General features: G+C 43.6%; 21 protein-coding genes and 1 riboswitch. Of the genes, 9 read left to right on the top strand and 12 right to left on the bottom strand.

Features of this window, described 5'->3' with window-relative positions; all coding sequences use genetic code 11:
* Positions 1-171: 171 nt before the first annotated feature.
* Complete coding sequence (locus tag GA520_RS16670) at positions 172-309, bottom strand: hypothetical protein (protein ID WP_163338515.1); 138 nt, start codon at positions 307-309, stop codon at positions 172-174.
* Positions 310-988: 679 nt separating this feature from the next.
* Positions 989-1,912, bottom strand: coding sequence for a VOC family protein (locus GA520_RS16665; protein WP_163338516.1), 924 nt, complete (start codon positions 1,910-1,912; stop codon positions 989-991).
* Between the two features lie 610 nt (positions 1,913-2,522).
* On the opposite strand from GA520_RS16665, the gene GA520_RS16660 reads away from it, so the two are divergent.
* Entirely contained in the window at positions 2,523-3,362 is an 840-nt protein-coding gene (locus tag GA520_RS16660; RefSeq protein ID WP_163338517.1) for a hypothetical protein, read from the top strand.
* 525 nt (positions 3,363-3,887) lie between these two features.
* Here GA520_RS16660 and GA520_RS27210 read toward each other — a convergent pair.
* The 5 genes from GA520_RS27210 to GA520_RS16640 form a co-directional block, all read right to left on the bottom strand.
* Positions 3,888-4,067, bottom strand: a complete 180-nt coding sequence (locus GA520_RS27210) for an RES family NAD+ phosphorylase (RefSeq protein WP_370362801.1) — start codon at positions 4,065-4,067, stop codon at positions 3,888-3,890.
* A gap of 32 nt (positions 4,068-4,099) precedes the next feature.
* A complete protein-coding gene (locus tag GA520_RS16655; protein WP_163338518.1) occupies positions 4,100-4,471 on the bottom strand; it encodes a hypothetical protein in 372 nt (123 codons plus the stop codon).
* Positions 4,468-5,052 (bottom strand): BamA/TamA family outer membrane protein, encoded by a 585-nt coding sequence (locus GA520_RS16650; protein WP_163338519.1) that lies wholly within the window; start codon positions 5,050-5,052, stop codon positions 4,468-4,470. The genes GA520_RS16655 and GA520_RS16650 overlap by 4 nt, the downstream gene beginning before the upstream one ends.
* Positions 5,053-5,167: 115 nt before the next feature.
* Positions 5,168-5,347, bottom strand: a complete 180-nt coding sequence (locus GA520_RS16645) for a hypothetical protein (protein ID WP_163338520.1) — start codon at positions 5,345-5,347, stop codon at positions 5,168-5,170.
* Between the two features lie 153 nt (positions 5,348-5,500).
* Complete coding sequence (locus tag GA520_RS16640; RefSeq protein ID WP_163338521.1) at positions 5,501-6,082, bottom strand: hypothetical protein; 582 nt, start codon at positions 6,080-6,082, stop codon at positions 5,501-5,503.
* A 210-nt stretch (positions 6,083-6,292) separates the two neighbouring features.
* Between GA520_RS16640 and groES the strand changes: the two genes are divergently transcribed.
* From groES to GA520_RS16605, 7 genes are all read left to right on the top strand, one after another.
* A complete protein-coding gene (gene groES, locus GA520_RS16635) occupies positions 6,293-6,583 on the top strand; it encodes a co-chaperone GroES (RefSeq protein WP_163338522.1) in 291 nt (96 codons plus the stop codon).
* 64 nt (positions 6,584-6,647) lie between these two features.
* Positions 6,648-8,291: a chaperonin GroEL gene (groL, locus tag GA520_RS16630; protein ID WP_163338523.1), complete on the top strand. Its 1,644-nt coding sequence runs from the start codon at positions 6,648-6,650 to the stop codon at positions 8,289-8,291.
* 291 nt (positions 8,292-8,582) lie between these two features.
* Positions 8,583-8,882, top strand: a complete 300-nt coding sequence (locus GA520_RS16625; RefSeq protein ID WP_163338524.1) for a universal stress protein — start codon at positions 8,583-8,585, stop codon at positions 8,880-8,882.
* A gap of 251 nt (positions 8,883-9,133) precedes the next feature.
* Complete coding sequence (locus GA520_RS16620) at positions 9,134-9,613, top strand: hypothetical protein (RefSeq protein WP_163338525.1); 480 nt, start codon at positions 9,134-9,136, stop codon at positions 9,611-9,613.
* Between the two features lie 386 nt (positions 9,614-9,999).
* A complete protein-coding gene (locus GA520_RS16615) occupies positions 10,000-10,350 on the top strand; it encodes a hypothetical protein (RefSeq protein WP_240910162.1) in 351 nt (116 codons plus the stop codon).
* A 74-nt stretch (positions 10,351-10,424) separates the two neighbouring features.
* Positions 10,425-10,607, top strand: coding sequence for a site-specific integrase (locus tag GA520_RS16610; protein ID WP_240910163.1), 183 nt, complete (start codon positions 10,425-10,427; stop codon positions 10,605-10,607).
* A 615-nt stretch (positions 10,608-11,222) separates the two neighbouring features.
* Positions 11,223-11,936 carry a GAF domain-containing protein gene (locus GA520_RS16605; protein ID WP_163338526.1) on the top strand — a complete coding sequence of 238 codons (714 nt, stop codon included), beginning with the start codon at positions 11,223-11,225 and terminating at the stop codon, positions 11,934-11,936.
* Positions 11,937-12,510: 574 nt separating this feature from the next.
* Here the strand turns inward: GA520_RS16605 and GA520_RS16600 are convergent.
* Both GA520_RS16600 and GA520_RS16595 read right to left on the bottom strand, forming a co-directional pair.
* Complete coding sequence (locus tag GA520_RS16600) at positions 12,511-12,924, bottom strand: thioesterase family protein (protein WP_163338527.1); 414 nt, start codon at positions 12,922-12,924, stop codon at positions 12,511-12,513.
* A gap of 633 nt (positions 12,925-13,557) precedes the next feature.
* On the bottom strand, positions 13,558-15,675 hold the full coding sequence (locus tag GA520_RS16595; RefSeq protein ID WP_163338528.1) for a C13 family peptidase: 2,118 nt from the start codon (positions 15,673-15,675) through the stop codon (positions 13,558-13,560).
* Between the two features lie 55 nt (positions 15,676-15,730).
* Positions 15,731-15,806, bottom strand: a riboswitch (cyclic di-GMP riboswitch).
* A gap of 555 nt (positions 15,807-16,361) precedes the next feature.
* Here GA520_RS16595 and GA520_RS16590 point away from each other — a divergent pair.
* Positions 16,362-16,712, top strand: a complete 351-nt coding sequence (locus GA520_RS16590; RefSeq protein WP_240910164.1) for a hypothetical protein — start codon at positions 16,362-16,364, stop codon at positions 16,710-16,712.
* A 558-nt stretch (positions 16,713-17,270) separates the two neighbouring features.
* Here the strand turns inward: GA520_RS16590 and GA520_RS16585 are convergent.
* From GA520_RS16585 to GA520_RS16575, 3 genes are all read right to left on the bottom strand, one after another.
* Positions 17,271-18,443, bottom strand: coding sequence for an iron-containing alcohol dehydrogenase (locus tag GA520_RS16585; protein ID WP_163338529.1), 1,173 nt, complete (start codon positions 18,441-18,443; stop codon positions 17,271-17,273).
* Positions 18,444-18,640: 197 nt separating this feature from the next.
* Entirely contained in the window at positions 18,641-19,744 is a 1,104-nt protein-coding gene (locus tag GA520_RS16580; protein ID WP_163338530.1) for an NADH:flavin oxidoreductase, read from the bottom strand.
* A gap of 171 nt (positions 19,745-19,915) precedes the next feature.
* Positions 19,916-20,596: a type 1 glutamine amidotransferase domain-containing protein gene (locus GA520_RS16575; RefSeq protein WP_163338531.1), complete on the bottom strand. Its 681-nt coding sequence runs from the start codon at positions 20,594-20,596 to the stop codon at positions 19,916-19,918.
* Between the last annotated feature and the right edge of the window lie 17 nt (positions 20,597-20,613).

Genomic DNA, 20,613 nt, shown 5'->3' with positions numbered 1-20,613 from the left:
TACACAGTAACATCAAGGAATCTATACCAATGCACCGACTTTACACATCAAACCTCTTCGATCAGCGGCACTATCTTTGAATCTTCAAAACTCCCGTTAACGACATGGTTCCTTTCAATTTACTTCATTAGCCAATCCAAGGACAACGTATCGGGTCTGTATCTCAGACGTTTACTTGGTATTGCTGTTAATGCTGCCTTTCGGATGAAGCAAAAAATTCAACTTGTGATTAAAAGAGCTGACGACAAACTGCTGTTGGAAAACCTGGTCGAGCTGGATGACGTCTATTGTGGCAGCAATTGACAGCATAAGACCTGTCTCGCAAATGCATCTCTGCAATACAGCTTTGAGTGTATCTGTATTTCCAGTCAGGGTCTATTGGACCTTTGGCCAATTCGGCCTAAGCAGAAATGCATTATAACTCTGTCAGCAGACCATAGAGGGCAAGTTCAAGTTATCCCCTATGACGACTGATCAGAATACGAGGAGGCGGATAATATCTGCAGCAGTAAGGCGTATTTGCACCACAAGTTTTTGAAGCAACGGTATAACGATAGAAGAAAAAGAGATTCTTGTTTGTTGACTGAAGTGAATAGGAATTTGCAAAAGCCTAATGACGAGCGCAGAATCGAAGAGTTATCACCTCAAACTAGAGTTGAACCTCAAAGAAAGAATCTTATATATTTAAGTTATCTGTCAGAGACTGTCGGTCAACGACGCCTGTGTCCCGAATGCCTGTGTCCCGAATGTCTATGTCCCGGAGGGCGCCCAATCCCAGGATGCCTGTGTCCCGGATGACTGTAATGCCGATGATGATGCCGGTGACCTACATAAACAGGTCTGTACCCCCAATCTGGGTAAGGATCATAGTAATCACGATAAACAGTCGTAGTATAATAGCCTCCTCCCCCTGCACAGCCTGACAAGAGCACGATCGCGAGGAAAGACAAGCCAGCAAAGAGCATGAACCGGATATGTTTTTTCATGATTAATCCTCCTTCCCAGGGGTGGGAGCCGTCCATTGCTGGATGATAAAAAGCGCATTTGCCTGGTCAGACAGCAATGCTACGCTTCCACCATCTTGAGTAGGACGAGGTTCAATAAGAACCTTTCCTCCCAGTTGATTTGCCCGTTCAGCGACCACCTCTGTATCTGCGACCCGAACAACCGGAACCCAACGCATCTCATGTTCACTGTGTTCCACCAAGCGAATACCGGCACGCCAATGCTCATCCCGACTCAGAATCAGGTAGTCTTCCGGCTCTCCTTCAAAATCATACCCGACAAGTTTTTGATAAAAAGCCAGCGACTCATTGATGTGATTACTCCAGAGTTCATGCCAGAGCCATGACCCCAGGGGCGGTTCTTCATCCTCTGGATCACCATTTTTGGAATGCAGGAGCATCAATTGGGCCCCCTGGGGATCACGAACCAGAGCCCCCCTGCCGCGCTTGCCCAACTCCATGGGCCCCTCGTTGACAATTCCACCCGCTTCAAGGGTTATCTTAATGGCTTTGTCTATGTCGTCGACCGACAGAACACAAAGCCAACGGGAGACACTGGGGTTTTGGTCATCTCCCTTGACATGAACGATTCTGCCAATATTTTGGCCATTGTTTTTAATCACTGTGTATTTGCCGGAAGTTTCAAAAGTCCAGCCGAAAAGCTGTCCGTAGAAATCTTTGGCTGACGAAACGTTGTCTGTGAGCAAATCGTTCCAAACAAATTTTCCAGGGTAGTATATCCCTTTGATAGAGCCGGTTGCAGGAACAAACACGAGGTCGGCGGACGTGTTCCATCCCGCGCAGCCGGAGAACAAAAGCGTCACCAGGAGCAAACCTGATCCGAATAAACACCTTCGTATCCCCCGCAAAACCTCCGAATCTCTTTTCACTATCCTTATTTGTTCCATAAACACCATCTCCTTGACAGGGCATCGACGAAGACAATATGGATTCGATCTGCTCTGCTGCCCCTTGAGCCCATGACTCTTCTATTTTTCTTGTCCGAAAATCGATTCGGATTTTGACGTTTACATAATTAGTTTATTATTCGTAGTCGTTGTACCCCAAGTCGCTAGAACTGCCGTTTTTATTGGCGGATCAGATTGTTCATAATACCTGGTTCGTTCTACGCATCTATCTATTCTACAAATCTCCTCATCAACTATTCATTTATTAATGGATGAAAGCAGCACTGTCTGTTGGACCAAAGTCCAATAGGCAAAGCATTGCCTCCGCACTACAACCGACTATCATATAGTTACCCTTAATTACGATGGGCCTGGCTACCCGGACTAAGTCAAAACACACCCCTGCGTAACTTAAAATTACAAGAGATGTGTTACGTCAGACGCATAACCGGTTTCATCGAATATGTCGGCTGTAATCTACTAAAAACATACTAATACTAGGGAGCGTTCCCCACATAGTAGACAGAACAGGCGGCAGACCATGAATAAGGCAGAGGCAGTTTACATCAATAACAATCTCAGGTATTCATCTGCAATGGGGATTTGCTAAATGAGGACACAACGCATAGAAACCAGGGACGGCGTAATCTGGAGGAAATATCCGGAACCGCCGAGTTCAAAATTATGGATGCATAACCTCTTGACCCTGTTTGCCCGTGTTACAGGGTGGAGCATGTTTACTGCGACTTCTTCAAAGGGAGGATTACCTGCTTTAATGGATGAGGCCGAAAGGTTAAAGCATTTCCAGGATAAAGGTGTTCGTGTTCCAGCACTCAGCTGTGTCACTGATCATTACATTGAAATGAAAGAACTGGGACAGGAGCTGGGCAAATTGATCGATTCCATGAAAGACAATCCTGATAAGCAGCTTGTTTATATAAAAAAAGCTGCACGGGCCCTGGCAGACATACACCAAAAAGGGTTGGCCCATGGAAGACCCCATCTAAAAGACATAACCTGGTCAAACGAGACAGGGCAAGTTGGTTTTCTGGATCTGGAAGAAGATGTTTCGGTAATGCCTTTCAAAGAAGCCCAGGCAAGGGATATCTGGCTTTTTATGGGGTCGGTCACAGAACATCTCAACTACCAGACGGATAAGATCGAGCAGGTTTACAAGACATATAAAGCGTATCATCCGTGCAAAGAAGTGGAGCACCATCTTTTCTGGTTTGTCAGAAAAGTAAAACCCGTTCTCAATTTTGTGGAATGTTTTTTTAGAAACAAGCTGGGCAAGGATGCAAAGAATGTACTGGTCTGTCAGAAGGTGCTTGAGCAGTATAATAGCCAATTTGGCCCCTATGCACCTCCTGCAAGATCAGCTGCTATTGGACGCCGACCAAACGGTAGCAGGTCACGGCTAGCGAGCCACGGCCCCAAACAGACCGCTTGAGAATACTGGGCAGCGACATAGCCCAGCCGATACCCACTTCAAACATGCAGGAGTTGCAGGCAAAGTAATTATTAAGACAAAAGTCTGCATATGTGGAATGTTCCAGCATTGCACGAGCAGCTTTTTCGACATATGGCTTAATGTCAATATTGTTAAGCTTGTGAGCTACTCTTCCTAAACTGCCATGCTGTTCAAGACGGAGCTTCCAGCGACCTGTGCTGGTAATCCGGCACCTTTCGCCACAGCAACGATGCTGAGCGGTATAACTGTGGAGGAAAACTTATCGTTGAAGGCAGAACCTGCCTTTTTAGCTAATTTTTCCTAAGCAAATGGCTTGATATTTTTCGCGGCAAACGGATTCTCAGTCATGGTCTTGTCTGCATGCTAAGCAGGTCAACGTGCGACCTGTTAGGGTAAGATGTTCATTTTTAAGCAGTATCATCGCCTCAAATACCATCTGGCGTTCGTAACGAAATATCGAAGAAAAATTATCTCGATATCAGTAAGTAGTTTGTTAGTGGCAGGTTATTTGATAAGTCGTGAATCGAAATCCATGGGAATTGGGTTACCACTTTCTATTTTGCCAAAATCACCATGTGCGATGTTAAGCAGGTAATTGATACCTTCGGGTACAACAACGCTTGGTACTTTTAATACTGGAGAATTGTCCTCACTTACCCATTGATCTCCAACTGATTGTGAAATTCTAGAAACCAGTCTAGCATTCCAGCCTTGAGTTATGATAAAGCATGATCCTGAATTTCATCTGACTCATAGTGATAAACGCCTGAAAGAGGCTTTTCATAAGCCACTTTTACCATAAATTGTGCTACAGATTTCGCATGAATGGTCATATATTTTTCCAATGAGCCTTGTAAAAACGGTATTAGTATAAGAGCGAGAAATTCCCCCATTTTCTCACCCAGGCGGAATTCTTCTCTGGATCCTAGGAGTAATGATGGTCGGATGATACGTAGGCAGGGATAACCCAACTGTTCTAAAGTCTGCTCCATCTCTCCTTTTATGCGATTGTAAAAGACCTTTGAGTTGGGATTGGCCCCCAGTGAAGAGGTGACTGAAAATTTATCATATCTATGGTAGCCTCTCATTCGATAGGAACCTCCCAGGTTTGCTCCCTCGAAAAACGGAGGATTGTCTTCGACCACTGTGACCCATCATCATTGACGGTTTCGTTCCAGGAAGGTGAGGTGCCGGTCCAGAAGTTGAGGGCTAGAATCCTCTGGCGAGCCCTTTGGGAATCGCCGAGACCAAAATACTTCCTTGCCTCAAATTCGATAAATGACCAATTGCTGACGTCGGAGTCATCACTGAAATCCTGGCTGTAGCCGATATATTGTGAACTCCCTCTAGTTGGGTTTACCGGGAAGTCGGTGTTGTTGTAGAGATAGCCAAACTGAAACGGAAAGGTATCTCTGTCATAGGTGAAATCGTCCGTGTTATAAATCTGGTAACGGCTTTTCTGGCCGAGCAGAAGAACGGAGATTCCTGATTCCAGAGGGTTCCAGCTCTCCCCGCCGGTAGCACCTGACTGGAGAATGCCGTTTTTGAGTTTATACTCAGCCATGCTGTTATTCGCCATACTTCCCATCGGCAGCACATACTCCAGTTTGAGCTCGAGCCAGTTGTCATCCCCGCCATCTTCAATGTAAATATATGGGGGCGCCTTCAACCGAGTATAGCCATGGGATACCTTCTCCTGCTGACAAATAATGATTGAGTTATGACCTGGACGAGATACCTGGAAGATGTCATGAGAAATCTAAGATCATCTAAGTTGTTGTGTTTCAACCCATTTCTTCTTTCTTGTTTCTGATGAATAGCTGACTTTTATTTTCTGCTTCCATGGCATCCTTGGCCACAATCTTAAAAACCTCTAGAGTATCTTTTCGGATCAATTCATAATTGTCCTCTGAAATATAATTCAAAATCCAATCTCTCCACTGATGAATAGTTCTTTTCTTCATAGCTTTCCTGTTACTCCTTAAATACGTATCAACATCTGTGTATACCGCTCCATGATCAGACTAGTGGCAGGTTATGCTCGGTGAAACATGGGCACCTCCACTCCTCAGGTAGCTACTATACGGAGTTACGGTTTACCTTCCCGTTTGCCAGGGTTAGTAAATGAAATCGTTTCTATCTTTGACCATCATCCTGATCTCACTAACACTTCTTTGTGTTGTTTGGGCTAACCTTTCAAATCTCGTCAGAAATTGGTCATCTTGCTCGAAGGTTCCCTTGCTCTTCTTCAGTAAGTCCTCCAAAAACGTTTGGTATTTAACTATTTCCTTTAGAGTGGCTCTCCTTTTGTCATGTTTGTCAGACAAAGACTCAATGTATGAAGAGAGTCTGAAAATAGATAATTCCACAAGAATATCACGTGCTATATCGTATCGATCCAACATGACGTCGATTAAATCTAATGCCTTCCTGCTTAGAACAAATGTTTTAGGACGGCAGTCATCATCTTTACGACAATACGTTCGGGCTTCTTGAGCCAGTATGTTGAGGATGTTTTCGTCTTCAATTAGCTGGTCAAGTAGTGTTTTTTGTTTAATACCCAGGTGTTTGGCGGATATTTTGAGCAAAGTAATGGCTTCTGTAGGCAGTTTGAACGTTGTTCTCACCGATTTCCTTTTTATGAGTTCATCTGCATCAACTTGCAGACTTATGCCTTTTTCGATCTTTTCCTTCGTCATCTGTCTCCTCGTAAAAGTTCGCGTTAGTGTATTGACTAATGTTACTATATTCATTTTGATAAAAAAAGTAATATTAAAACCAAATGTAAAAAATGCATACAGATTGACAGATGAGTTTTTGTAATTAATATATTTTTGTTTAAATAGTAATTTAAGTAATTGGGTCAGTTATTGTGGTTGCTTTTTAATATCAGCATATTGGAGATAGAAATGAAAATCCGTCCATTGAATGATCGTATCCTTGTAAAGAGGGTTGAAGAGGAAGAGAAAACAGCTGGTGGTATTATTATTCCTGACAACGCTAGAGAGAAACCGGTAGAAGGTAAAGTGGTCTCGGTTGGACCTGGAAAACTGAATGATTGTGGAGAGCGCGTAAAACTGCAGGTTAAAGAGGGTGATACAGTTCTCTTTTCCAAATACGGTGGAACCGATGTTACGATCGACGGAGAAAACTATCTGATTTTGCGTGAAGATGACGTTCTAGGAGTAGTTGAGGGATAACGAAAACTGTACACGTTGTTTAAGTCCACAATAAATTGTTTAAAAATTTTAAGGAGAAAACGCAATGGCTGGAAAAGATCTTCTATATGGTGCGAAAGGCCGCGAGGCGATTCTTGCCGGAGTTAACATTCTTGCAGATGCAGTAAAAGTTACCCTCGGCCCCAAAGGACGGAACGTTTTGATCGAAAAGTCCTATGGTGCGCCGACTATCACCAAAGATGGTGTTACCGTTGCCAAAGAGATTGAAATAGAAGACAAGATCGAGAATATGGGGGCACAGATGGTTAAGGAAGTTGCTTCCAAGACCTCCGACGTGGCAGGCGATGGGACTACCACAGCAACAGTTCTCGCCCAGGCAATCTACACTGAAGGCGTCAAGCTTGTTGCCGCCGGCGCCAATCCAATGGAACTCAAGCGCGGAATCGATAAATCTGTAGAAGTTATCGTGAGCAAGCTTAAGGAAATTTCGACACCAACCAAAGAGCAGAGAGAAATCGCTCAGGTTGGAACCATTTCCGCAAACAATGATAAGACCATTGGTAACATCATTGCTGAAGCAATGGATAAAGTTGGTAAAGAAGGTGTTATCACCGTTGAGGAAGCAAAATCAATGGATACCACCCTGGATGTCGTTGAAGGTATGCAGTTCGATCGCGGATATCTTTCTCCCTATTTCATTACTAATCCAGATCGTATGGAAGTGAGAATGGAAGATCCTTATCTTCTACTCGTTGAGAAGAAAGTATCCAGCATGAAAGATCTGTTACCAATTCTTGAGTCCGTTGTAAAGGTAGGCAAAGGACTGCTCATTATAGCTGAGGATGTTGATGGTGATGCTCTAGCAACTCTTGTTGTTAATAAGCTGCGCGGAAATTTGCAAGTTGCTGCAGTTAAGGCGCCTGGTTTTGGTGATCGAAGAAAGGCTATGCTTGAAGATATTGCAACTCTCACCGGTGGTAAGGTGGTTAGCGAAGATCTTGGAATAAAGCTTGAGAATATCACCGTCGAAGATCTCGGTACAGCAAAGCGGATTGTAATCGTAAAAGATACTACAACCATTGTTGATGGAGCCGGCGACAAAGATGAGATTGCTCGCCGTGTTAAGCAGATCCGGACACAGATCGAAGATACCACATCTGATTACGATCGAGAAAAGCTTCAGGAACGCCTTGCAAAGTTAATCGGTGGTGTTGCAGTTATCAACGTCGGTGCTGCTACCGAGATTGAGATGAAGGAAAAGAAAGCTCGTGTTGAAGATGCGCTCAACGCAACTCGATCAGCGGTAGAAGAAGGCGTTGTTCCAGGTGGTGGCGTCGCCTACATTCGTTGTCTGAACTCGATTGCAACCCTTGAGATTGAAGGTGAGCAGGCATTAGGTAAAAAAATTCTCATGAGAGCCCTTGAAGAGCCAATTCGACAGATCGCCAACAACGCTGGCTATGAAGGCTCCGTTGTTGTTGAGAAAGTCAAAACACTTGAAGGAGCTTTCGGATTCAATGCTGCCACAGAAGAATACGTCGACCTTATTGCAGATGGTGTCATTGATCCTGCAAAAGTAACACGCACTGCACTACAGAACGCGGCATCTGTAGCCGGCATGCTTCTTACCACAGAGTGTATCATTGCGGACCTCCCTGAGGAAAAAAATGGTGGAGGAGGTATGCCAGGGGGAATGAGCGGCATGGGTGGGATGGGTGGCATGATGTAATGATGCTAGTTCCTCCCGCTAACCCAGCAAATGACTGATCATTAATTGGAAGAAAAAAGCCAGAAAGTAGAGGCTGTCGTCTAGAATTTAACTCCAGAAAGAGGGCGACAGCTTTTATGAAACAACACGGTAGGGAAGATGAAAGACAAAAAAAAAATCATTGTTCCCATTGATCTGGATGAGAATTCACAAAAAATGTTAATATTGCCATAGTAATGGCGACTAAGATGGATAGTGAAATTTGTTTTTCCCATTGTGTCGATTTTATTGAATCATCATTCGATGATCAACATGGCGTCACAAAAATTTCCCTATGGAGGTTACAATACAAACAAGTCTGATCATGCAGAAAAGATTATCAGAGGATCGATAATGAATTCTTCTTCAGATTTTCAAAAGTTCAACATCAATGTTGTCATTGGGGATGTTGTACAAAGTATTATCCATTTCCCAGGAAGCAAAAATGCAGACATGATCATCATGGGAACCCATGGAAAGCAAACGCAGGGTAAAGTTCTTCTAGGCAGTAATGCAGAACAGGTTCTTAGAGCAGCAAATTGCCCAGTGTTGGTGACGAATCCTTATCGCTAGACCTGAGAAATGATCAAAAGCGTTGTCATGGTTAAGGTCAGATGTTCCAAACAACGTATAGTGTTTGGGAAAAGTCGAAAGAATATAACTATTGTACTTTTTTAATTCCCATTCCATTTTTTATAAAATGATATCAGATAATTGAATGCTAAATAATTATAAATAGCAAAACCCCAATCTTCAAAAACGGGCATAAGATATAATTTTACAATATACCGGATCCGCACAAATTAATGAGGTGATAACAAGAAATGAGAGTTGGAGCAAAACACCTGGGAGATGAGAAACTGGCAAACGATGTTGTGGTAAGGTTTTATGATGAATCCCGAAGGGTTGCCGGTGATCGCTGGCAGGTTAAAGTGCGCTATGATGCGGTGATCTCTGTGCCGGAAACATTTTGGAGTCGAGTAAGTGGCGAGCCAGAATTGATCGAGGAGATTCGTGCCGTTTTAGGGGCAGTGATTGTCCTTACTAATGTCAATGAGAGGAATTTTATTGCAGCTGAAGAAAAGGAGGTGTTGGTGGCCGAAATAATCAACAAGGCGCGCAAAAATATCTTAGGTTATCTCGCTGATCCTGGGTTCCCCGAGCGATATTTTAAGTGTCGTTTTAAGGAAGCACGCGAGGAAATCGAGCGAAAAAAGAGAGAGGTGTGGGCTTCCAACGACGACGACACGGAGGAACCTGTTGATTTTGCGCATCTTTTTACGGACATGACGAAGCGTAAATAGCCCAAATAGATTTTGGGGATGAACTGATTCTTACAAACACGTCATTGGTTGAACCGTTAATTTTCCGGTTAATATTGCTATCGAGAAGATATGTATTTTAGGCAAGAGCTTCAGGTTAAGATAACTATTGTGCAGGTAGGCCCCGGCAGTCCATACGAATCACCTCATGGGGTATAATTGATCAGGGCACTAACGCCTTGAACCCCAACGCAGGAGGTGTATTACGAAAGTCTCACAGGCAGTCGATTTCCATCTGCAGTATCACCGGGCCAACTCGAAAAAAAAATACGGTCAAGATAAGTGAGTTTGTCCTCTCCAAATTTGCGACACGTTTCTGCGATTGAGAACTAGCCAGTATATCCCAGGAAGAGGTACTGGATTTCCTTTTGACCCTGACAAAGGACAACAAGCAGGCCACGAAGAGAAATCGCTACTCCGTCCTCTCGTCTTTTTACAACTTCAGCATCAACACAGGCCTGCCATCCCTGAACAACCCCTGCAGTACCACTGTCATTAAAAAGATCTTCAAGCGTCCACCACCCATTCAGTGGCAGATCGTTGATAAGGACACGATTGATGAGATTATCTTCCGCACAACAAACAAGCGTAACCGCCTCATGCTGGAACTTATGGCTAGGGGAGGCATGAGGGTCGGGGAGGTCTTGAAACTCACACCAGACGATATTCAGGAGTACTCACTGGTAATTATGTTCCACGGAAAATCCTGGGAAGGTTAAGTAAGTATATCCATGCCACCGGCTTCAACCAGAACGAACGGATCTTTCCCATCTCTTATGTCGCTGCCTGGTCAATGGTCAAAAAGGCTGGGCAACTTGTTGGTGTAGAATTGAAACCTCACGATCTCAGGCGTCATGCTGCGTCGTATGCTTCACGGTCAGGAACGCCTATAGAGATCGTCAGCAAGGTCATTCTGCGCCATGCCGACCTCACCACGACCCAGCCAGCGGTATCTCGGCAAGGTCAACGATACTGAGGCCATCAGATGGATCGAAACACTATACGGGTAGGTTACCTATGAAAGGGCGGGGAATTCCCTCGCCCTTGAGAGCAACAGGAATAGTCCTGAATTGCGGTTTTGCTTAAATGGTTAACATTGCCATTTATCGCCTCAACCGTTGCGAAAACATGTGTCCTTGCACATTAACAATAGTAGGGTATACGATCTTCATGCATCCAGGTACGCGTTAAAGAGATGAACCAAAAATGAGCTGAATAGTATAAAAAGATCAGTGTTTCATTGCTTTTATATTACGCCGCTGACACGCATTTCATTGTCATAAAGATCCGGTTTGATTTACCCTCCTATCTCGCCAACTTCTACTAATCTGGTTAAGTACATGTGTATCAATGTAAATTTACCTACTTATGTGTAATTACAATACCTTAAAACCATGTTGATGTTGCCCTAAGGTCCAATAGATTTCTCAAAGAAAAAAAGGGTAGATAGAAACACAAAGTAGTTCATAGAACTCTGGTGTTTAGACGTTTTGGGGAGCAAGTATCCATTGTAGGGCTTTTAAGCAGCGATACAAGTGGCGCTGATTTAATTGAAAATCGCTAAAATAACTTCTTGTAGATGAATTAAAAAATGAAAAAAATCCAACACAGTCAAACAATTGAAATACCTAGAGATAACCTAGTTAAATGGCAAAATGTTGTCGACATAATCGCTAAATTGATTGATATACCTGCCGCACTTATCATGCGTCTTGTTGAATCTGATATAGAAGTTTTTGTTTCCAGTCAAAGTGATGCTAATCCTTATCGTCCTGGAGATCATGAGCACTTTCTGGGATCAGGATTGTATTGCGAAACTGTTATAAATACAAATGACAAGCTTTTGGTCCCTAATGCTCTTACTGATGAAAAATGGAAGAATAATCCAGATATAAAACTCAACATGATATCATATCTGGGTTTTCCAATTACTCTGCCAGACGGCCAACCATTTGGAACCATATGTGTTCTAGACGATAAAGAGAATGCATATTCTGAAACATACGAAAATCTTATTAAGAGCTTCTGTGAAATAATTCAGTCCCATTTGGCCCTCATATATATGAACACCATTTTGGGTGAAAAAAACAAAAACCTTTCTGATTATATTGCAGAAATAAAGATTCTTCGTGGTATTGTTCCAATGTGTTGTGTTTGTGGGTTAATTCGTGATGACACAGGAGTTGAACACGGGAAGGGGGAGTGGCTTAAAGCAGATAAGTTTGTCAATGAAAAGACCGGCGCTCAGGTGTCCCACACGTATTGCCCGATCTGTTATGAGAAAGCAGCGGAAGACTATATGTGATTTTTTTTCATGATCATTGTCATAAATTCGTCGGTTTTCAAGATAATATTCGGCATATAAAATCATTCTCATCTTTGAATAAACTACATTCCAGCTCTTAACATTGCCACATCCAACCTCAGAAATTTCTCAATTTACCTCAGGTTGAGGTTCTTCCTGTGCAGATCATATACTCAACTCTTCTGCTCCTGCCTCATCAAAAGGCTATCTGCACAACCGTCTGAAATTACAGTTAAGGACAAAACCGCTGGCCAGTTAATGTTCGACGAGATACTACTGGCAAGGTTAACCGAAAATATTATGCTATATCTTCAGAGTGATGGGCTGGCAGTCTAAGCTGCTTTTATGGAATATCTGACGATTCTCACTACGGGGGGAGGAAACATTTAAAGTTGTAGTCCCATTATTTTTTTGAGAGGTTTTACCTGCCAACCTCAACAACCGGCTTTGACCAATATGAAAGTACTATCGAGCACCGGGGGGCTTGATGGAGTAACATTTGATTTAACAGGCCTCCCAAAAAACACCCCAGAATAGGGCTACCGAGCTTCCAGTGATCCTGTTGAGCGATTTATTATGCATCTTCAAATGCCTTCCTGATTAAGGCCGGCATTTCTGTTGACTTGCGTGTTTGTGGGTCAAAGAAGACTTCAGTAGTTTCGTATGTAGCATGCACTTCCTTCGTGTCAACATGCAACATTCGCTCTGTAAAAGTACAACTTTTACGGCCAATGCGGGTCAGCACACTATCTACTAAAATCAAATCTCCTGCTACCAATTCCTTCAGAAAATTTACCATCGCCGAGGCTGTTACAGTATGAACTCCAAACTCATCAAGCATTTTTTGGTGACTCCCCCAGTAAAGCGGCCAAAGGTGAAATGCGGCATCATCGAAAAAATGACTATACCAACGAACGTTCATATGGCCGAAGTTGTCGCAATACCAAGGATGCACAACTCCACGCAGAATTTCTATGGGTTCAGACATAACACCTCTCCATTAGTTCTTTACTTTTCAAAGCTACAACCTCTCTGCATAACCTTTGATCAACAGGTCTATTTTCCCAAAAACCTGATAATTGCAGCAAAATCGGGCAAGCTCTACATAAAGCAAACATGCAACTCACAAACCATAGCTTGGTTCTTAGGGAATGGATAGGAAATTATTACAGATTATCTTTGCTAAACAGACTGGACAGAATGTGAGGCTTCGTGGTTGATAGCACGGCAGTATCGTGCAACAAGGCCTCGAAGGTTAGCACTGGCAGCATCACATTTCTTCCTGCATTCCTCGGTTAATACTGTTCCTGTGAAGGTGGCGGTGCGCCTGTCCGGTAAAAAGAGCTTGCTGGTTGTAAGAGGATTCTGGAGGAATACAGGAAACATATTCTACGAGAGTGACTGAGTAGAATATTCACCTTCATACTGGCAGTGTTAAATTCAGCGATCAGCTACTGAGTTTTACTGACTCTTTGGTAAGCTCATAGAAGTAAGTCAAAGCCAAAAGTAACAGACGAGAAATTAATATTGGTGCCGCCAGCACTCTATAACAAAGCAGGGTCACTGTTCATTGCTGACCCTGCTATATATTAACCGATTTGTTAAAATACTATTTTGATACTTATTGAGCGGGATTGACTACAAGCGTTTCACACTCTTGTTCAGTGATATTTCCGCAACTATCAGTGGAGCGGCTCATCCAGCTGATATGAGTTCCTACCCCCCCGGAATCCATTACAGTAACCGTATCGTTGACTATACTGACCACACAGGATTCTTTTTTATCTGTCTCCTTACCTTTTTTTGTGTAGGTGTAACAGTCGTAACTGGTAATTTCAGTTAACGGATCACTATCACAATTGTCTGTTGCAGTGGCTGTAAAACTAATAGGTGCCTCCGGTGGCGTAATTGTACCTGGGGCATTACACTCAATAACAGGTGGTGTTGTATCCACCACGTTGATCTCTTGCACACAGCTATTGGTATTTCCACAATAGTCGGTGCCGATCCAGGTGCGTGACAATGAGAATGCTGCCGGACATGTGCCAGGGGTTGTCACATCAGTGAATGTGACGGTAGGGTTAGAATCACATGCGTCCGTAACTGTCGCCATTCCTGTTTCAAACGGGTCCGTCGATTCGTCGCACTCGATAGTAGAGTCCGAAGGACAACTAATATCCGGTGGAATTGTATCCAAAACGGTTATGAGGGTAGAATCCTCATCTGAAGCACCACTCAGATCGGTTACAGTTAAAAAAACGTTGCATGCTACTGAACACCCAGGTGAGGTATTCACGGTAAGGACCGGGGTTACACTTGCATTATCATCAAAAACTCCGCCGGGACAGTCGGTTGTTGACCAAGCATACGTCAGAGTATCCTCTTCATCAGGATCGAATGAGCCTGTCCCGTCAAGCGTCAAAGTCGTTTGTGTGCCTTGGCAATCTTGCATGTACGGACCATTGGCATCGGCGACAGGTGGGGTATTTTCACAACAATCATTTAAAAATACCTGATCGTTGGCTTCATCCACTTCATTTTTGCCGGGGGTTGAGTTTAAAGTTGCGTTGTCAACCACATCCTGGTGCAGATCCTCTAGGGTCGTTATGTCGTGGTCCAGGTCTTCCCAGTAATCCAGGTATTCACGGCCATAACTTGATTCATCTGCGGTAGCCGCGGCATAGACTGTTGTGTTGTCATGGTTGCCATCAGTGGCCAATGGCAAAAAGGCTCCTGAAAAACATTGGTCGTGCAACATAAATAGGCGACACACCTGGCAGTTCTCAGTGTCTGTAGCCATCTCAGCAGGGGAATACTTTTCTTCCGGATCTAACCCATCATCATCGAAGTCCCATAAACAGATAGACCCATCCCCGCTGCCATGATCACTTACGTAAACAAATAGATAGTCTTCAACCGGTTGTAGGTTGTCACACATCTCTTGAAGCTTTAGACGGATTATCGCTTCATCGGCACTATCATTCACATCGTTGCCGGTGCTATCGTCATCGTCCGAGTCAGCATTATCAAGATCGAGTGAAGAACCGTCAGCATAGTAAACAAAAATATTGCTTTTCGGATAACCTTCGTTGAGCAAAATTGTGTACATACTGCGCAGGTTGGTTCGATAGCGCTCATGATTGCTACCGTCATTTATGCCACCAGAGATAAGCATCGCATGAAGACATTCCTTATCTAGATCGGTTAAATCCAGATAAGGTGCTATATAAGGACGCATAATTGTAGCAGATTCAACCTCAGCTGACTCACAAGGAACAGTCGTTGCTCCTTCAAGGCATGCTACCGGAATTTCGTTACCATCTTGAGCGAATACCCTGGGGGGAAAGAAATGTAACTGTGGCAGCGTATGCTCCTCAAGATCTACCTTTACGACCAACCAGCGCACCTTGTGCCCCCAGTTCGCTCTGGGCTCATCGTCAATCATCACCACCCAGCCCTCGTAAGGTATTTTTAAGTCTTGCTCTTCCTTGTCAAGTGAACGAACCCAGAAGGAAGAGTCCACAGGCTGAGAACTGATCCATATCGTGCGATTTCCGTACTCACCCTGCAGCACGTTGTCACGAACGTATTCGGAAATTTTGAAGCGCGAATCCTCCTCTTCAGAGAGGGCCTGCGTTACCATCCCACCCAGAAACAAGGTGAGACAGACTGTCTGAAAAACAATAAAAAGACTTCTTAATTTCAGGCTACTCAAGTTAATTACTTTAATTCTAGTCATTGATGCCACCTCCTTTTTAGATTGTAATTAACAAAAAAGCCGAACCACCTATTTTGAAGGCAGCTCGGCTATCAACTTTAAGACCCGTAGCTTTCCGTCCCTATCTTTCGATAGGTTTGGCTTTATCTTATTGCTAAAGAACGCACGTGTTGTTTAAAGATTTTAGTACTGGTAGAAACGGTAAAGATGGCAAAGATTTTAGGTGACATCAAGATTGCAGAATTTATCAAGTAAATTGTATCTCAGGTAAACAGACGCCGTCAATACCACACCGTGGTCCACGGTGAGTGTTATTTGCAAAGAGCACAATAACTATCTGTACAGGTTTGAAAAACTGCAATTTGTTATTTAATCTAGAACATATTAATTTAAGATTGTCAGGTCGAACATAAAAGGAATCCTTTTTTACTCAAAGTTAATGTGTTTCCTGTGCAGGTAGGCCCCGGCAGTCCATACGAATCACCTCATGGGGTATAATTGATCAGGGCACTAACGCCCTGAACCCCAACGCAGGAGGTGTATTACGAAAGTCTCACAGGCAGTCGATTTCCATCTGCAGTATCACCGGGCCAACTCGAAAAAAAAATACGGTCAAGATAAGTGAGTTTGTCCTCTCCAAATTTGCGACACGTTTCTGCGATCGAGAACTAGCCAGTATATCCCAGGAAGAGGTACTGGATTTCCTTTTGACCCTGACAAAGGACAACAAGCAGGCCACGAAGAGAAATCGCTACTCCGTCCTCTCGTCTTTTTACAACTTCAGCATCAACACAGGCCTGCCATCCCTGAACAACCCCTGCAGTACCACTGTCATTAAAAAGATCTTCAAGCGTCCACCACCCATTCAGTGGCAGATCGTTGATAAGGACACGATTGATGAGATTATCTTCCGCACAACAAACAAGCGTAACCGCCTCATGCTGGAACTTATGGCTAGGGGAGGCATGAGGGTCGGGGAGGTCTTGGAACTCACACCAGACGATATTCAGGAGTACTCACTGGTAATTATGTTCCACGGAAAATCCTGGGAAGGTTAAGTCAGTATATCCATGCCACCGGCATCAACCAGAACGAACGGATCTTTCCCATCTCTTATGTCGCAGCCTGGTCAATGGTCAAAAAGGCCGGGCAGATTGTTGGTATCGAGTTGAAGTCCTATGATCTAAGGCGCCATGCTGCGACGTATGCTTCACGGTCAGGAACGCCTATAGAGATCGTCAGCAAGGTCATTCTGCGCCATGCCGACCTCGCCACGACCCAGAGAGGCATCTCGGCAAAGTCAACGACACAGAGGCCATCAGGTGGATCGAAACACTGTATGGGTAGGTGATCGTATCAGGGCGGGGACGAATCCTCGCCCTTGAGAGCAACAGGAAACACCTTTCGTTGGAGGAAAAGACAAAACGGGCGACCTTCTTTGGCAATGTCAAATTCAATGACCGGTTGTTGATATTACGCTATTGGGAATAATGTTAATCTGATGAGGTTGTCCAGTTGTAATTGATAATATAAATCCTAAACAGAAAGCTAAGAAGCACCTCAAGCTTGTTAGTTGTCGAGGTGCTTTTGCTAGTCTGCAGAAGCTGTGACATTTTTTATATAGCAGCTTCTAAAATTTCCCTAGAGACATCAAGAGTTACATCCCCATGCTCTGATAAAGCAGTCATACCATGATTTCCTAAAGATACTAAAACTTTCTCAATAAGCTCTTCTCCTAGATTGTAGTCAGAAAGTTTGGTAGGAATATCTAAGCTATGGAAAAATTCTTCAGTTTTTAGAATAGCCTTTTCTATTCGCGCGTCTTCACTTCCCTCAGTAATTCCCCAGACTCTCTCAGCATATTGCAATAATTTCTCTTTCTTCTGTTCTTTTCTAATACGCCAGTTGGCTGGTTGGACAACAGCTAGAGTTCTAGCATGGTCAATACCAGTTAGAGCTGTAATCTCATGACCGAGCATATGGGTTGCCCAGTCCTGAGGGACACCAGCGCCAATCAAACCATTAAGCGCCATAGTAGAGCACCAGACAAGATTTGCCCTTGAGTCGTAATCTTCAGGGTTTTCATAGGTCTTCTTACCAATCTCTATCAATGTCTGAAGAATTCCTTCTGCTGTGCGATCTTGAAAACGACCTTCAGCCGGAAAGGTAATATATTGCTCTACTGTATGAATAAAACTGTCAACAATGCCATTAGCTACCTGCTTCGCTGGTAATGTGTAGGTGATGGTTGGATCTAGGATTGAGAACTTCGGAAAAGCCTGGGTGCTAAAAACAGGTAGTTTATCTTTACCGTCAGTTATAACGGCACCATTATTCATTTCTGAACCGGTAGCTGGCAGAGTTAGAATTGTACCAAAAGGAATTGCTCTATCTACAGGAACAGGATTAAAACCAAAATTCATTAACTCACGCTCGCGGCCAACAAACTCGTCGGCACACGCTGCAACACAGATAAACTTGGTTCCGTCAATTACAGATCCACCCCCCACAGCAAGAAGGAAATCAATTTTCTCTTCACGAACAAGCTCTATTGCCTTAATGAGAACTTCTAGCTTGGGGTTTGCTGGAATTCCTGCAAACTCAAGAACTTCACGATTTGACTTTACCAATTCACTTTTAACCTTATCAAGCAGTCCTGTGCTCTTAGCACTGCCTCCACCATATGTTACTAATACTTTGGCATTTTTAGGAACGAGGTTATCTAATTCACGTAACTGACCTTCACCGAAAACAATGTTTGTTGGATTGTAAAAACTAAAATTTTGCATATTCTACCTTCAGTTATATTTTGTCATCTGGTATCCATAGACCTTTGATTGGCCATCCGTTCTGAATGTGTCGACAAGTCATGATTTACAAAGAACAGGTCGTACAATTATGGCCAGATTGAAAATTGAACCACATAATGTGAGGCCACCACTTTCATAGAGTTATGTGGTCAAGTAAGCCGCTAATAATTTTATACTTACTCCTTACTCTTTTTTTCAACACCACAGTGTAGAGCTTCTTTCGTGGATAAAGTTGAGAAACATTTATTGCAGGAAATACATGTCGCCTTAGTCCTGTCTCCGCCTGCCCATCTACTGATAAGGTTTGGCTCTCTTATGAGAGGACGTGAAAGGGCAACGTAGTCGGCTAGTCCTGAAGCCACGACATCTTGCACAACATGAAATGACAGAAATCCTCCCACAAGAATAAGAGGAATGTTTATCTCTTTTTTGAATGTTTCGGCAGCCTTTCTGTAATACACTTCCCTATCTTCAGACTTTGATGTACCTACCCTGGATGGAATGAGCTTCCCGGACTCAAAAGTTCCACCACTCATTTCGATGGCGTCCATTCCACGATCTGCAAGCATATGGGCTACCTTGATGGTTTCTTCAACGGTAATTCCGTTTTCAAGAAAATCCTCCGAGTTGGTCTTGGCCATTACCGGAAATGACGTGCCAACCCTTTGCCTGATTTCTGTGTAAACTTCAAGAAGCAATCTTGCCCGGTTCTCAAGGTTCCCACCGTAACTGTCAGTTCTTTTATTGTAATGGGGAGACAGAAACTGACTCAGTAAGTAACCGTGCGCTGCGTGGATCTGAATTCCATCAAAGCCCGCTTTAACAGCTCTTTCAGCTGCATCACCAAAAGCGATTACCGTTCTTTTGATGTCGTCAACTGTCATTGCGGTAGCTTTTTTAACACCATCTTTAAATACATCTGAAGGTGCAAGAGCTGCATACTCATCTGTTCCAATACCATTTTTACCGGCATGGGCAAGCTGCACGGCAATAACTCCACCATTTTCATGAACGATCGACGTAATCCGTCGTAATCCGTCGATCATTGCATCGGAATAGATGCCCATCTGCTTTGGACCTGCCTGCCCTGCTCTTGTTACGTGGGCGTGGCCAGTGATGATAAGGCCGACCTCACCACGGCTGAGTTCATCCATGTAGTCACACAGTTGGTCTTGCACCGTTCCGTCAAGCCCTGCCATTGCTTCGTACGTTGCAGATCTTACAAATCGGTTTTTTATCTTCATTCCATTGATCTCTGTTGTTTCAAAGAGTTCGGTCATTTTTTTCCTTTTATAAAAAGTATTTGCGTGGGGTTTATAAGATTAACAACAAGCATAATGAAAACCTCATATAGTTATTTAATATTCCAAGATATTTTTGAAACGATTCCTCAATAAGAAAAAAGCTATGGTGACCATAACCTCCCTATAAAGAGCTCAGCGGTAATTTTGTTAGCGGCGGAGAAGTTCAACAATAGCTAGAGCAGCAGCTTCTGAGGAGGCAGGGTTCTGGCCAGTTATCAGGTTTTCGTCTGTGGCCACATAACTCCCCCAATCTTCACCTTTGCAATAGACGCCTTCATTTTGTTTGAGCATATCTTCCACTAGAAAAGGCACAACCTCTGTCAGCTGAACAGCTTCTTCTTCAGTGTTGGTGAAACCGGTTACCTTTTTCCCTTTAACTAAAGGTTCTTTTTGGGCATTTTTAGTATGACGTAGGACTCCGGGGGCGTGACAGACAAGTCCCAGGGGTTTGCCTTTCTGGTGAAACTCCTCAATCAGAGAAATAGAATGCTTATCTTCAGCCAAATCCCAAAGCGGCCCGTGACCACCAGGGTAAAAAACGGCATCATAGTCTTCTGCTTTGATCGAATCTAAACGAATTGTATTGGCAAGCGCGTTTTGGGCCTGCTCATCTTTTCGAAAGCGGGCGGTAGCCTCTGTCTGGAAATCAGGCTCATCACTTTTGGGATCGAGTGGTGGCTGTCCACCTTGCGGGGAGGCTAAGGTAACTTCAAAAGATTCGTCTTTAAAGACAAAGTATGGGGAAGCAAATTCTTCCAACCAGAAACCGGTCTTTAAACCGGTATTGCCAAGTTTATCATGCGATGTGAGAACCATTAAAATTTTCATAAATTCACCTTATAATT

The sequence above is a fragment of the Desulfopila sp. IMCC35008 genome, from assembly GCF_010646885.2.
Classification (GTDB): domain Bacteria; phylum Desulfobacterota; class Desulfobulbia; order Desulfobulbales; family Desulfocapsaceae; genus Desulfopila.
Note: the sequence above shows the minus strand (reverse complement) of the source record. Positions and strands in the feature narration are given on the sequence as shown.